Here is a 16,035-nt window from a genome sequence, read left to right as displayed (position 1 = left end):
ATGACCACAAGAAGACCGGAGGCATTGCCTCCGGTTTTTTGCTATGTATCCACCCGGTAACGGCGGCTTGAAAACAGTAAGATTGATCAAGTGAAAAAGGAAGATCCATCATTCTCGGTCATTCGGCAAGCGGCTTATAATAATGCCTGTAAGCGAAATCGTGGAGGAGGAGGAGTAGAAGTGATCCGGGAGCTACCGTTGGATATGGTTATTTACGGAGGGACGGCAGCGGGCATTACGGCAGCCGTACAGGCCAAAAAGATGGGTAAAAGCGTGGTGGTGATTGAGCCGAGTCAGCGAATCGGGGGCTTGACTACCGGAGGACTGGGGGATACGGATGTAGGGATGAAGGAAGCGATCGGGGGCTTGTCCTTGGAGTTCTACCGGCGGGTTGCCCGGAAATATTCGCAGGACGGGGCCTGTTGGCTGTTCGAACCCAAAGTCGCACTCGAGGTCATGCAAGAATGGGTGGCAGAATACCATATTGAAGTCGTATATGGGGAACGGCTTGATCTGAAGGACGGGGTGACCAAACATGGATCCCAAATCATCTCGATCCGGATGGAATCCGGGAAGGTCTATAGCGGCAAGGTGTTTATTGACGCTACTTATGAAGGGGATCTGATGGCCAAAGCCGGCATCACGTATTTTGTCGGCCGGGAGTCCAATGCGCAATACGGGGAGACCCTAAACGGCATTCAGCCTGGCATTGAACAAAATGAGCTGCCTGGAGGAATCGATCCATATGTGGTGAAAGGGGTGCCGTCCAGCGGCTTGCTGCTGCGAGTCAATCCCGACCGTGGCGGCAACGTAGGCGATGGAGACAACAAGCTTCAGGCGTATAACTTCCGCATGTGCTTGACGAATAATCCCGGCAACCGCTTGGATATTGAGAAGCCAGAAGGATATAACGAAGCGGATTATGAAATCTTGTTCCGGGCCATCGAGCAAGGGCAAAGCTCCAAGTTCTTTAAGTTGAACCGGGTCACCCCGGATAAGACCGATTCCAATAACAACAGCGGCATCTCAACGGATTACAACGGAATGAACCATTGCTATCCAGAGGCGGATTATCGAACCCGGCAGCAGATATGGATTGCCCATCGCATCTACCAGCAAGGCTATGTCTGGACCATTCAGAACCATCCGCGGGTGCCCGAGGAGATCCGGGCAGTCTACAGACCGTGGGGTCTGCCGCTCGATGAATTTGTCGATAGCGGCCATTGGACACCCCAGCTGTACGTCAGAGAATCTCGCCGAATGATCGGCGATTATGTGGTGACGGAGCATGTAGTCCGGCTGGAAGATCAAGTGCCGGATTCCGTAGGTATGGGCTCCTTCGCCATGGATTCGCACCATACGCAGTACTATGTGAATGAAGACGGATATGTAAGCACGGAAGGAGGCTTTTACGTCAAGTTGAAGGCACCCTATCCGATCAGCTATCGGGCGATCGTACCGAGGAAGTCGGAATGTACCAATCTGATCGTACCGGTATGTGTTTCCGCTACCCATGCAGCCTACGGATCGATCCGCATGGAGCCCGTATTTATGATCCTGGGTCAATCGGCCGCCGCCGCTGCCGCACTGGCGCTTGATGCGGACAGCATCGTTCAACATGTCGAGTACGAGCAGCTGCAGGCCGTACTCGTTCAAGAAAATCAGGTTTTGAATGTCAATCTGCATTGAACCGGAATCCAAAATTTCGCCGATATTCTCCCGGGGGATGTCCGAACCGATCACGGAATACCCGGCAGAAATGCGGGTAGCTCGGGAAGCCCGACTTTTCGGCAACCTGCTCCAGCGCTAGATTGCTGTAGAGCACCTGCTGCTGCGCATGGTTTAGCCTAACATCAATACAATAGGCGAACAGCGATTGGCCATAAGCGGTTTTGAACAGATAGGAGCAGCGGGAGACACTTAATCCGACGGAGTCTGCTATTTGTTCCAGACGGAGGGGCTCATGGGCATGGTTATCGATGAACATCTTCATCTTGTACGCGGTTTCCGATCCCCGGGTGCGCTGCTTGATCTGGATCGCTTGCTCCAGTGTCAAACAAAACGCTCTTAGCAGATAATCCATGATCTCCTCTTGATTCTTCATCACCTTCTTCTTTTCGCGGATGATATGCTTCCACAAGGTGATGATCGTATCGTCAAAGCCGATGTTCGTCTTGGTGGGCAGGCTGTTGTTGCTCCACCATGAATCCAGCCATTCTCCGTGTGCGATCAGGAAATAATCTCCGACGGGTTGAATCGCACCTGATTCCGGTCCACTTCGGGGCTGCACGTTCAGCTCATAGGGTTGATCGGGAGGATAGATGAGAAGGTCTCCGGGGATGATGGTTTCGAGCTTCCCGTCAACCAGCGCGCGGCAGGTTCCTTCGGCCTGAAGCCGGAACAGGTAGAAGGTCAGCCCGTCCCTATATGTTACGGAGTGGGGCTTCGTGTGCGTGAAGTAATTCGCATACATGACGCAGGACTGGTGGGGAACGGACTTCGTCATCGAGGGGTTCCTCCTGGAATGGAGATGCTGCTGGAATTATATCGTGTCTTCGAAGAGGTTGACAAGGGAAATGGTAAGAGGGAAGAGGTTCGTACTTTATGATGAAACAGGAGGATCTATGAAGCCACACTTTCGATATTTGAACAAACCGGCTCTTGAACCTGTACCAGGCTGCGATTGGGCGGAAAAGATGGTCTTGAATCCGGCTATTATTCAAGATCCGGACACGAATGATATTCATATGCTTTTCCGGGCAACGGGTCCGTGGCCGCATAAAAGAAGAGAAGGATGCCATGATCCTTATCCGATCTTCCTGGGTTATGCCAAAAGCGCTGATGCGGGAGAAACATGGACCGCGGACTTTTCAAGACCTGCCCTGGCTCCTGCACTGGGGTATGAAGAGCACGAACTGTATATCACGGATATACAGGGAAATGTAGTGCGCAATTATGCTAACGGCTGTGTGGAAGACCCGCGTATCTTTTATATGGAGGGGGAGTTGTACGTAACGGTTGCTTGCCGGCCGTTTCCTCCCGGACCTTATTGGCTACCGGTCGAGACGCGTTTTGAATATGTCCCGGATTGGATATTCGAGGGGAACGATTCCGATCCGTTTATCCGAACGGCTCGTTCCAATGATACGGTCACGGTTCTCTACAAGCTCAACTTGGATGAGTTGAGGCAGGGGAATTATGAGCATGCATTTCAGTATGTGGGTCCCGTTACCGAGGGATCTGTCAGCGACAATCGCGATGTGTTTTTCTTTCCCGAGAAAATGAAGATTGCAGGTAAAATGCAGTATCTCATGCTGCATCGCCCGATGAATGTCCTTCCCTTCGATGGCGGGGAGAAGGTGGGCAAGCCCTCCATATATGTAGCGGCAGCAGAATCCATAGAGGACTTTGCTTCGCCCAAGGCGACCCATAGACTTCTGGCGTCCCCCGTCTTTGATTGGGAGGAGAATCGTGTGGGTGCGAGTTGGCCCCCGATATCCCTGGGGAACCAAGAATGGCTGATCTCTTATCACGCGAAGAAGGATGCACAGTTTGGATATACCCAATCCTTCATGATCATCAGGGAGCAGGAGGACGATTTCCCGGCGGTGATTCACCGCTGCTCCGATCGTCTGATGTACGCCGAGAGGGACTGGGAAATGCCGAAGGATTACCCCACACCTTGTCTATTCACAACCGGCGGAGTGGTCATGGGGGAAGATTTAATCATGTCGTATGGTGCGGCAGATCAAAAAATCGGGATCTCCTGGGTGAACTTCGCTGATTTATTGGCTTATATTCGGAAATTTGATGAGAAGGGCAGGATTACCTAACGTTTTAAGTCAGGACAGTAAAATAGTATCCCTGGAGAGTGGGCTTGCCCCACTCCTTTCTTTTTGGCCAAGGATTAAGATAATGGTGCAGATAACCAAAGATGAGGGGGATTGTAAATTTGCTTACAAGAAAAGGAACGACGTTATTGTTATTGATTGCCTTATTGGTTACAGGATTTATACCCCGGGCAGCCGATGCGGCCGAATACATTCAGACTTACTCTGTCTCTACCATGGGTGCCGAGGATGCAGCTTCGCTGGCACAGACAGCGGATGGAACTGCAACGGTTCAGAACTATCCTATGCCCTCCATCTATACGGCATCCAGCATATTTTCATTGAAGGTGGATAATGAAGCGGTTCCAGTTATCAAATATTTGCCTGACTATGATTATGCTCAATTTTCCTTTGCCGGGACAGTCAGCATCGAGGTTACGGCCGACCAGCCCATTACCTCATATTCGATCAGTCCAATGGCCAAAAACATCAAGGGTACGGTGGATGGAAACAAGCTGACGTTCACGCTTTCCACTTCTACTTATGTGATCGTGGATATCAATGAAGATCCGAATGAAAACCCGGATGAAAGTGACCCGTTGAAGAGGAGGAAACGGCTCGTCATCGCGGCCGATCCGTTGGAGACGGACATTCCCGCATCCTCAGGACCTGGAATCTACAATGTGACGGATGCGCCGTACAATGCGGATAGCTCAGGGGCTACCATGGCATCGGATGCGATTCAGAAGGCTATTGATGACGCCCATCAAGCCGGAGGAGGCATTGTATATATTCCCGCCGGAGTCTACACCAGCAGCAATCTGACCTTAAAAAGCAATGTGACCTTCTATCTGGCCGGTGGTGCCGTCATTGTCGGCACAGGCAGAGGGGAAGACTACCGCAATGACTTCCGGAAGGATTCGATCTCGGATGGAACGTATTTTATCCGAACGGAAATCAATTCTGAGAATATTACCGTGCGGGGACGCGGCACCATCGACGGCAAAGGGGTGGAGATGCGGAAACGTAAAATGGTAAATCCGCCTCGGACCGAAGGGGTGCCGGAGGAGCGGCAGCACAAGAACGGGGAAGGCTTCATCAATAATCTTTTGGTACCGATTGCAACCAGCCACTTTACCTTTGACGGGCTGATCTTGAGGGACGGCGGCTTCTGGGCGTTTCTGGTGGTTCGTTCGGACAACGTAAAGATAACCAATTACAAGGGCTTCCAGGACCTGCATGTCCTTGAGGATGACGCCATTGATATTAATGAGAGCCAGAATGTTCTGGTTAAACATGGCATCGCCATCTCGGACGATGATACCTTCTCCACCAAAACCTGGCCGCAAAAAGGGATGTCCAAGGATTGGCCGGGTGCAATTGAGCATTTGGAAAATGTAGTTTTTGACGACTGTCTGGCCTGGACCCGCTGCGCTGCCTTCAAGCTTGGCATGGGCATATGTACAGCCCAGATCGGCGTCACCATTCGGAATTCGTATGTGTACCAAAGCGCCAGGGCGCTGCTTGTGGATCATGCTTATTCCGAAAACCCGCTTCCAGTGGAGGGCTATGCCAAGGATGTTACCTTTGAGAACATCGATATCGAACGGGTGGGCATCAATCAATTCGGCAATTATTGGTTGAGAATATCCACCAGCACATCCGGCGATGTAAGCAATATCCTGCTCAAGAATATCAATGTCCGCGATACAGGAGGAGAATCCCCGATTCAAGGGAATCCCACCAAAGGCGGGATGGTGAACGGAGTAACGTTCACGGATGTGTATGTGAAAGGCAAGCTGGCGAAAAGCCTGACTGACCTGAAGGCAGCCGTAAAGAATGACAATGTGAGCGGCTTAGTCATTGCCAATTCTCCACCCTCAATCTTCAGTGACAATTTCGAAGATGGAGATACCGCGGGATGGACGACTGCTACAGGCAGCTGGACGGTGCCCGAGGACGGCGCGAATAAAGTTCTGTCCAGCTGGAACCAGAATAAGACATCCCTCATTACCGCCAACGCCGGTGCGTCATGGACGGATTATACCTATGAAGCCAAATTGAAGATGCCGTTCGCTAACGGAGAGGAAAATGCAGGCATTGCCTTCCGGGTGATGGATGAAACCAACTACTATATGTACCGGATCAATGCGAAGACGAAGAAGCTGGAGCTGTTCAAATCGGTTGCGGGAACAATGACTCTTGTATCCGATGTTCCTTTCACGCCTGTGAAGACGTGGTATACGGTTAAAGTGATTGTCAAAGGAAATACGGTCAAAGGTTATGTCGACGGGGAATTAAAAACAAACTGGGCGAATCCTGTAACAGAATTAACCGCAGGAGGAATCGGATTCCGTACCACCTCGGCCAAGGTTCTGTTTGACGATGCTGTCGTCACGGCAGCCAATGAATCGCCTACGGATATTACGCTGTCCCATCACAGCGTAGCGGAGAACACGACTGCGGGAGGCGTTGTCGGAACCTTCTCCACTACCGACGCCGATGCGGGAGATACATTTTCTTATGTACTGACTCCAGGAGAAGGGGATGCGGACAACGGCAGCTTCTCCATCACGCTCTTGGGAAATACCCTGATTCTCCGTAACGCACCGGATTACGAAACCAAAAACAGCTATAGTATCCGGGTAAGGAGCACGGATTCGGGCGGGCTGTATGATGAGAAGAGCTTTACGATCCAGATCACCGATCAGGATGAAACACCCGTAGATTCCAACCCGAATGCCGTCCTGTTCCGCGATGATTATGAAGATGGAAATTCGGCAGGATGGACCTCTGCCGGGGGTTCCTGGAGCGTAGCCGCTGATGACACGAAAGCCCTGGTCCAGAAGGCGAATACCACAGCCCTCATTACAGCCGGTGATTCGTGGACGGATTATGTATATGAAGCCAAAGTGAAGGTGCCGATAACCAATGCCAACGCAGGCTTGGTCTTCAGGGTGCAGGATTCAAAGAATTTTTATATGTATCGGATGAATTCATCCAATCAAAGGCTGGAGTTGTACAAATGTGTAAATGGGACCATGACCAGTGTATCCAGCACCCCTTTGAAATCGGTTGCAAAGCAATGGTATACGCTGAAAGTTATCGTGCAAGGGAATACAGTGAAAGGTTATGTGGATGGGGAACCCAAATTAGAATGGACAAATCCTGTGTCCGAATTAACAGAAGGGAAAATCGGGTTCAGGACGACATCTGTGGATGCAGCGTTCGATCAAGTAATGGTCGCGGGAATGAATAAGGCACCTACGGACATCTTGCTTGCCCCTAACACCATAGCTGAGAATAAGGCTGTAGGCAGCACGGTGGGTACATTATCCACCATCGATTCGGATGCGGGAGAGACCTTTGTTTATACGCTGGCTGGAGGAGCCGGAGATACCGGCAATGCTAGCTTCACCCTCTCCGGGAATACGCTGCAGACCGTGACTTCACTCGTCTACGACACACAAAACAGCTACAGCATTCGGGTCAGAAGCACGGACACTGGCGGACTGTATGTGGAAAAGCAATTGACGATCAACGTTACTCGTGCCGATTCCCACAAGGCCCATGCATCCAACAACACCATCACTCTCGACCGCAGCAGAATAGCGGCAGGTGATACGGTGACGATAACGGCTGCAGGTGACAGACAGTCCGCAGACGGCTCCTCTGCAGGAGATGAAAGGTTTATCCCTGTAACCTGGTCGTCAACGGAGAATGGCAGGAACGGCAGCTTTGTCTGGAATGAGACAGATGGAGCGTACACCTCAAGCTATACTGCTGGGGAAGCGGGAACATACGTCGTAACGGCAACATTCCGGAAGATGAGCTGGGATGGAGCTTCCTGGGTTAACGGCGAGGCAGACACCAAGACAGTAACCCTGCAGGTATATGCTCCAGATCATAATACTGGCAACAGCTTAAGCATTCACCCAAGCCGTGCAGTGGTGGGGCAGACCGTTACTATAACGGCGGTAGGCTTCAGGCAAGACATGGCACCGGCAATCATCGGCGACGAAAGATATTACCCGGTAGCATGGAGCTCCACTGAAGCAGGCAAATCGGGGATATTTACCGTTACGGGACAAGTGTACCAAGCCGCTTATATCCCCTCTCAAGCAGGTAGCTTCACTATAACCGCCACTTACCAAAAGCAGGTATGGAACGGAACGTCTTGGATGAACGGCGAAACGGACAGCATCTCCGCAGCCCTGAACGTAGATATGCCGCCTGCCGCCCTTGCTGATCACAACACGCTTACGCTGAATCCATCCAGCATAACCGCGGGTGGTACAGTAACCATCATCGCAGTAGGTGACAGACAGAACGAAGCTGGAACCATCTTGGGTGAGGAAAGGTACTATCCGGTTTCATGGAGCTCTACAGAGACTGGGAAATCGGGAGTATTTGCAGGGAATCAACAGCGGTATTCCTCCCCTTACACGACGACATCAGCAGGCCATTACACCGTTACGGCAACGTTCCAGAAGCAAAGCTGGAATGGGTCGGCGTGGGTCGATGGTACAACCGATACCAAAACCGCAATGTTGATCGTTCATGCTCCTTCACCGGATAACGGCAGCGAGAGCACACCTCCGACACCGGCATCGGGCAATGTAGGAATGGGTACACCAGTAAACGGAGTTGGTTCGGCCACGACGGTTCAAGAAGACGGTAAGACCGTCACGACGGTTACCATCGACTCGGGCAAATGGGAACAGAAGCTGTCGCAGGAAAAGCAAGGCGCGACGATCACCATTCCGGTACATACACCATCCGATAAGGTAATCGTTGAATGGACCGGACAGATGATTAAAGCGATGGAAGACAAGGAAATCGTGATGGAAATTAAGACGGAGAATGCAACGTATGCACTCCCCGCCGCACAGATCAATATGGACGCCGTGTCCCAGAAGATGGGGGCGGAGGAAGCGCTGCGGAATATTAAAGTGAATATTACGGTAACTGCGGCTTCGTCTCAGACGGTAAAGATGGTTCAAGACACCGCCAAGCAAAAGGGTTACCTGATGGTCGTTAATCCGGTTGAGTTCGAAATTACATGCACCAATGGCAGCAAAACGGTGATTGTCTCAGCATTTCACGATTATGTAGAAAGAACCCTGTCGATACCGGATGAAGTCGATCCGGGCAAGATTACGACAGGCATTGTACTTCATGCCGACGGGACATTCTCCCACGTGCCTACGGCCATCGCCCTCATTGACGGAAAATACGTAGCCAAAATCAACAGCTTGACCAACAGCACCTATTCGGTCATATCGAGCCCCAGGTCCTTTGCAGACGTAAATACGCATTGGGCGAAGGAAGAGATCCATGATATGGGCTCCAGACTGGTCATTGATGGCATCGGGGATGGAAGATTTGAGCCCGACAGGGACATTACACGTGCGGAATTTGTCGCAATACTCGTCAAAGGACTTGGGCTGATGCGGCAGGGGGCCGGCAAGGATGTTTTCAGTGATGTGACCAAGGACAACTGGTATTACGATGCAGCAGCCATTGCTTACGAATACGGGATTATTGACGGTTACGAAAACGGTACATTCGGGCCCGAGGATCGAATTACACGTGAGCAGGCTATGACGATGGCAGCTAGAGCGATGAAGCTCACGGGATTGAAAGTGGAGCTTAATCCGATTGAGGCGGAGAAGCTGCTTTCTGCCTATGAGGATGCCGCTTATTCTGCCGAATATTCGAAATCCAGTATTGCAACCTGCCTGAAAGCAGGAATCGTTACCGGCCGGGATGGCAATTTGGTGGCACCCAAAAACAACATTACCCGTGCGGAGGTTGCCGTAATCGTAAGGAGGCTTTTGCAAAAATCCGGGTTGATTTAGTGTGAATAGCCGCAGGAATTTCAGGTGTTCTCTGCCTGGGATCCCGCGGCTTTTTTTTGCTTTCCTACTGCAATATGGTTGGCTTGTATTACAACAGGTGCATTATGGTCGGTTGATACAGGATGTGGTAGCATTACGAAATGTGTCTTATGGATGCCACTAACCAAGTATCCAGGGAAGAATGATTATTCATAGAAGGGGTTTGTTCATGATTAGAAAAACGATTGTTAGCGGTCTGATGGGGATATCCTTACTCCTCCAAACCGCCCTGCCGGTATCATTCGCGGGCTCCAACCTCCCGCTTGCAGATGTATCGCGTGGTGATCTTACACCGCTTGCAAGTCCGATCGGTTCGAATGGGATGGGAGTGACGGCCAACGTCTATCAACCGGCGACACCCGACGTGAACACGTTGGAGTATGATCAGTGGAAGATGGGCTACACCAAATCAGCGCCACAAGCCCGCGCCTTAAGGTCCATGACTGCTGTATCCGATAATCGGATGTCCAACGAATCGATTGAGTATGCGGTAGCAAGCAACGGACGGTTCACGATGGGCACCACGGGTGGGAATCCTGCTAACCCGAATGATAATGGAATGAATATGCTTTATGGACATCCGAGTCCGAGCACTTCCTATACAACCATTCGGTTGGATGGGACGAATGTCGTTTTTAGTGGAACACCACGGTTCGATCAGAACGGAATGACCAGTACGGCCGAGCTTCAGAATGGAGATGTCAGCATCAAGCAAGTACTGAGTCTTGTCAAGAACGGGGCGACAGACCGGGAGGACACGGTTCAAATCAAGTATATCCTGACCAATAAAGGCTCGGCTTCCCACAGTGCCGGCGTAAGAGTTATGCTGGATACGATGTTGGGCGGCAATGATGCGGCTCCTTTCCGGATTCCCGGCATCGGTGCGGTGACGAATGAGCTGGAACTAACGGGAGACCATGTTCCGGAGTATTGGCAAGCGTTCGACAGCTTGACGAATCCGTCGGTTATCTCACAAGGAACGCTGACCGGATCATCGGTCAACAAGCCAGACAAGATCCAATTCACCAACTGGAGAAGGGTGTATGACACAGCCTGGGGGTACACGGTCAACCCTGGGCTGAGCAATGGCGATAGTGCCGTCAATGTCATCTGGGAACCGGAGACGCTGCAAGCCGGAGAAACACAAGAGTATGTCACCTATTATGGGCTGAGCGAATTTACGCAGGATCTCAAGCCGCCACTTGCCGTAAGCTTAACAGGTGCCAGCAGCGTTGCGACAGCCGAGAACAGCTATATGCCCAATCCGTTCACCGTTACCGCTTATATTATGAACAACGGAGCTGCCACCGCTAATCAGGTACGGGCGGGAATTATTCTGCCGGACGGACTTTCTCTGGCTCAAGGGCAGGAACAGATCGATCTGGGAAGTCTCAGTCCCTCCGGTCAAGAAAGACAAGTATCCTGGAAGGTCTACATTAACCAGCCCTCCGACCAAGAGCGAACGTTCATCTATTCGGTTGCCGTTCGTGCGGATAACGCCGATACCAAGACGGTCAGCCGAGTGCTCACCGTTCCGGCTCTTGCCGTTACCGACACGCTGAGGTATAGAGCCGGATTGGAGGATTTCAAGAACGGAACCTCTGTCGCTGTAGAAGATCCGGTCAACGCTGCAACCGGAAACTTTGTTTATGACCATGAGGACATTGCTGTACAAGGGTACCAGCCCTTGTCATTCCAAAGATTTTACAATTCGATCGACCGTTGGCAAGGAGTCTTGGGTACGAATTGGCATCATAATTACGAGATCACCTTACTGAAGGCAGCGGATAAAAAAGTAACGGTCACATTCGAGGATGGGCACGCGGAGCTGTTCACGCCACAAGCCGATGGTACCTATGCCCCGATGCCTGGAAAGTACGGGAAGCTGCAGGAGCTGCGAGAGGGCGGTTATAGGCTAACTCTTACGAACCAATCCAAATATGAATTTTCTCAAGAAGGCAAGCTGACCGCAATCGAGAACATGAAAGGTCATCGTACCGTCATTACCTATGACAGCGGAAGAATATCTCGTGTTCAGACGGATAGCGGGTTGCTTGCATTCACTTACAGCAATGGTCTTCTTAGCAGGATCACAGACGGGGCAGGTCGCTTCGTTGAATATAAGTATGCCGATGGCATGCTCATGTCCTACAGCGATGTGGAAGGCCATACGTTATCCTATGGCTACGACTCTAAATCCAGGCTCACTCATATCCTGGATCCTCTGAACGTTACGAAGATCATTAATGTCTACGACGACGAGGATCGGACCACATTCCAGACAATGGCGGACGGGACAACGAATGCCTTCTCTTATGATGATGCTCAGCTGCAATCCACTCTCACACAGCGGAATGGCATCCAGATTATCTATAAGAGAGATCAGCAATATCGGATTTATGAGCGAGTGTACGTCAACGGGACAGAGAAGCTTACTTTTAACGATCATAACCAGGTTACATCCTTTACGGACAAAAAGGGGCATACCTATCATTATGAGTATGACGGTAACGGGAATATCACGAAGGAGACCAACCCGTTAGGGGAAGTAACTCAATACCAATATGACGGCCATAATCAGGTCGTTTCCATCCAGTACCCGGATAACAGCACCTACACGTACGGATACGACGCCATGGGCAACCTGACGACGGCTATGGATGCCCTGGGTCGTCCCGTTAAGATGGAATATAACGAAAAGGGTCTTCCGGTAAAGGCCACGAACCCAGATGGATCCGCAGCAAGCATTCAGTATGACGACAAGGGGAACCTCATTGCCTCGGTGGATCCCCTGGGCAATAAGACCACATACGAATACGATTCTTTGAATCGGGTAATTGCTGTGACCAAGCCCGAGGGGAATCGTATCCGGTATGAGTACACCCCCAAAGGAAAAGTCATGAAGGTCACCAATCCGGATGGCTCCACCCGATCGGCCTTGTACGATGAGAGAGGGCTGCTGATTGAGGAGACGAATGAGAACGGAGCTGCAATCACATATAAATACAACAGCATGAACAAGCTCGTGGAGAAGCAAGATGCGCTGAATGGGTCCATCAAGTATGAGTATGACAGCATGTGGAACATCTCCAAAGTGACCCAAGCGGACGGTGGTGCGGTCCTCTACGAGTACAACGATGCGAATCAGCTTGTAAAGGTTACCGACCCTATGGGTCATGCGGTCACCTACGTCCATGATGCCAATGGGAATCTCACGAAACAGACGGATCCTTATGGAAACAGCACCGAGTACCGTTATGATGCGCTAAACCGTCTTATGCAGGCCGTGGCGGCTAATAAGGCTTCTACCACCTACGAATATCGATACGACGGAAAGATTCAAAAGGTGATGGATGCCCTTAACGGAACGACCGCATATACCTATGACAAAGCCGGACAATTGACAAGCGTTACGGATGCCGTCTATGGTACCACCTCGTACTCCTACGATCTTCGTGGGCGCGTAGCCGCGGTTACGAATGCCAAGGGTGCGGTTACCCGACTGGATTATAACGCCAACGGTAATGTAACCATGATCACCCATGCCGATGGAACGACCGAACGCTTCGCCTACGATAAGAACGGCAACATGATCCAAGCTGTGGACGGCAAAGGAAATACCACGTCCTATACGTATGACAACCGGGATCGGGTCGTAGCGGTGAAGAATGCCTTAGGTGGCGTTAAGAAAGTGGATTATACCAAGACCGGTCAAGTGGCTTCCGTCACGGACGAAAACGGCAGCAAGACGATCTACCACTACGACGTGCTGGGCAGGCTGAGCCAAGTAACGGACGCGTTAGGCGGCAAGACCACTTATGGTTATGACGCAGTAGGGAATCTGACAGAAGTGCACCGGTTCGTCGGGGTCACCCAAGAAACGATAGATGAGATGAAGCTGCCCAAGAATGCAACGGGGTATCAGAGTGGATTATCGGAGCAAGTAACCCGATACACGTATGATCGCAGAGGGTTATTAGTGGAGAAGCGGTCTCCAACCAACAAGGTGACCGTATATCGCTATGATGCTGTTGGTAATCTCCTCTCCCGGACTGATGAAGACCAGCTGACGACAGCTTATGTTTATGATCCGGTGTATAATTTGAAGAAAATCACGTATCAGGACGGCAAGCAGGTCGAATTCAGCTACAATGCCCTGAATCAAGTTATTGGCATGCAGGATTCCCTTGGTAAGACGGAGTATGAGCTGGATGCGCTAGGCCGAGTGCGTAAGGTGAAGGACTACGAGAACAAGCTCACTGCATACACCTGGGGGATAACCGGCGAGCAGCAATCGATTCAATATCCCGACGGAAGTGTGGTTACTTACGGGTATGACGCTAAGGGCCGGCTTACGAGCGTAACCGATGCACAGAAAAAGACGACGGCCTATACGTATGATGCGGTCGGAAACCTCGTTCAACAGATCATGCCGAACGGGCATAAGACCGTATACCAATATGATGCGTTGTCCCGTCTGGTTACCTTGAAGAATTCCGACCCTAAGGGGAAGACCACGGACGAATTCAAGTATACCTACGACGCAGTGGGCAATAAGACGAAGGTGGACCGTCAGGAGATGCGCGACAGCATCTTGGATTGGTTCGATGAAGATCAGGGAACGACCCAATATAAGTATGATCCGTTGAACCAATTGACCGAGATCACGAAGCCGAATAAATCGCAGGAGAAGTTTTTCTATGACACGGCGGGTAATCGGCTGAGGCAGGAAAACCGGGTGCTGGGCATGCTGATCGGTTCGCAAAATTATAGATATGACGCAGACAATCAGCTTGTAGAGCTCACGGCCAAAATCCCCGGTCTGTTCGGCAAAGAGAACACGCTGCAAACGACGCAAATGGAATATGATTCGCGCGGTAACCTGACGAAGACCAAGATGAACGGGAAAGTGGTAAGCCAATATTCCTTTGACGCGGCGAATCGACTGGTACAAGCGGATAACATGCTGGGGTTGAAGACGAACTACACGTACGACGGTGCCGGAAGACGGGTAAAAATGACGGTGGAGCTTCCCAAGCCAGGCTTCAAGCTCCCGGACACGAAAGTCAATGTCTTGACACTTGGGATCAGGGAAGACAAGGATTGCAACGAGCAAGAGGTGTTAGGCTGGTTCAACCGAGGCAAGGAGTTGAAGATCGAGTATAATTATGTGCTGGATGTAACGAAGCCGTATCAGAACGTGCTTATGGTCTATGGCAAAGGCATCGATACCCAGCGTTATACGTATGGAGTCGATGTGGTCAGTGTAGATAGCTGGCACAGTAGTACGGACAAGTGGAGACAAGCCGATATGGCCTCCATCGTAGCCAAGAAATCGGAAAAGGCGTACTATCTGCAAGACGATCTCGGCAGCCCCATTCGGCTCACAGGAGAAGACGGCTCTTCCAAAGCAACGTATCACTATGATACCTTCGGTCGGCCGATCCTGCCGAAGAGCATCATCTCGAATGTCGTCAATCCGAATAATGTCTATAGCTACACCGGGTACCAGTATGACTGGTCGACAGGCTTGCAGTATGCCCAAGCCCGATATTATCTACCGGGAGTCGGACGGTTCATTAGCAAGGATACGTATGAAGGGGAAATTACGAATCCGCAGAGCCTCAACCTTTGGACTTATGTGCATAATAATCCAATGAAGTATACGGACCCAACGGGTCATAAAGTGTGGCTTATTCATGGTACTTTTTCAAGTGGGGATACATGGACTCCTGAATTTGTTACTTATGTAGAAGATTTATTTAACGAGACGTCAGGTAAATTAAACTGGTCGGGTAAGAATAAAGATGAAGCGCGTTCGGAGGCGGCAGAAGAGGCACTAAATGAAGTTTATGAGTGGCATAAGAACAATCCTGATGACCCGATAAGAATAGTTGGCCATAGTCATGGGGGGAACGTTGCCATTCTGTTGACAAATCTATTGGCTGAGAAGGGAATGAAAGTGGATACCCTAATAACTGTCGCAACTCCTGTGAGGGAATATAAACTCGATACAGAAGTAGGGCAACATATTCAGATGTACAATAATAGAGACATTGTTCAAATGGATATGGGTGGATACGATTTTGGATGGAAGATTTTCAATGCGGGGTTCGGGTCAACAACCTCTCGAAAATTTAAGGGTGCGGACAATGTACGCGCAAAGGATAATGAGACGGGCACCAAAGTTGAAGCTCACTCAAATATGCATAGTAATGTAAACACCTGGAAGAAGTACATTGAACCTATTTTAATACTACAATCAAAATGCTACCTATCAAATTAAAAGTGAATCGATATTAACA

5 protein-coding genes are annotated in these 16,035 nt (G+C 50.6%); 4 read left to right on the top strand and 1 reads right to left on the bottom strand.

The window, feature by feature from the left end; genetic code table 11:
• Positions 1 to 180: 180 nt before the first annotated feature.
• Positions 181 to 1,689 (top strand): FAD-dependent oxidoreductase, encoded by a 1,509-nt coding sequence (locus ACSEXW_RS20695; protein ID WP_438448072.1) that lies wholly within the window; start codon positions 181 to 183, stop codon positions 1,687 to 1,689.
• On the opposite strand, the gene ACSEXW_RS20690 is transcribed toward ACSEXW_RS20695, so the two are convergent.
• Entirely contained in the window at positions 1,676 to 2,506 is an 831-nt protein-coding gene (locus ACSEXW_RS20690; RefSeq protein ID WP_438448071.1) for a helix-turn-helix domain-containing protein, read from the bottom strand. The two genes, ACSEXW_RS20695 and ACSEXW_RS20690, sit on opposite strands and share 14 nt — an antisense overlap.
• Before the next feature lie 118 nt (positions 2,507 to 2,624).
• Between ACSEXW_RS20690 and ACSEXW_RS20685 the strand changes: the two genes are divergently transcribed.
• From ACSEXW_RS20685 to ACSEXW_RS20675, 3 genes are all read left to right on the top strand, one after another.
• A complete protein-coding gene (locus ACSEXW_RS20685; protein ID WP_438448070.1) occupies positions 2,625 to 3,833 on the top strand; it encodes a glycoside hydrolase family 130 protein in 1,209 nt (402 codons plus the stop codon).
• A gap of 119 nt (positions 3,834 to 3,952) precedes the next feature.
• Entirely contained in the window at positions 3,953 to 9,691 is a 5,739-nt protein-coding gene (locus ACSEXW_RS20680) for an S-layer homology domain-containing protein (RefSeq protein WP_438448069.1), read from the top strand.
• A 208-nt stretch (positions 9,692 to 9,899) separates the two neighbouring features.
• Positions 9,900 to 16,016, top strand: coding sequence for a DUF6531 domain-containing protein (locus ACSEXW_RS20675; RefSeq protein WP_438448068.1), 6,117 nt, complete (start codon positions 9,900 to 9,902; stop codon positions 16,014 to 16,016).
• Positions 16,017 to 16,035 lie beyond the last annotated feature (19 nt).

This window comes from Oryzibacillus soli, assembly GCF_051594765.1.
Lineage (GTDB): Bacteria > Bacillota > Bacilli > Paenibacillales > NBRC-103111 > Paenibacillus_AR.
Note: the sequence above shows the minus strand (reverse complement) of the source record. Positions and strands in the feature narration are given on the sequence as shown.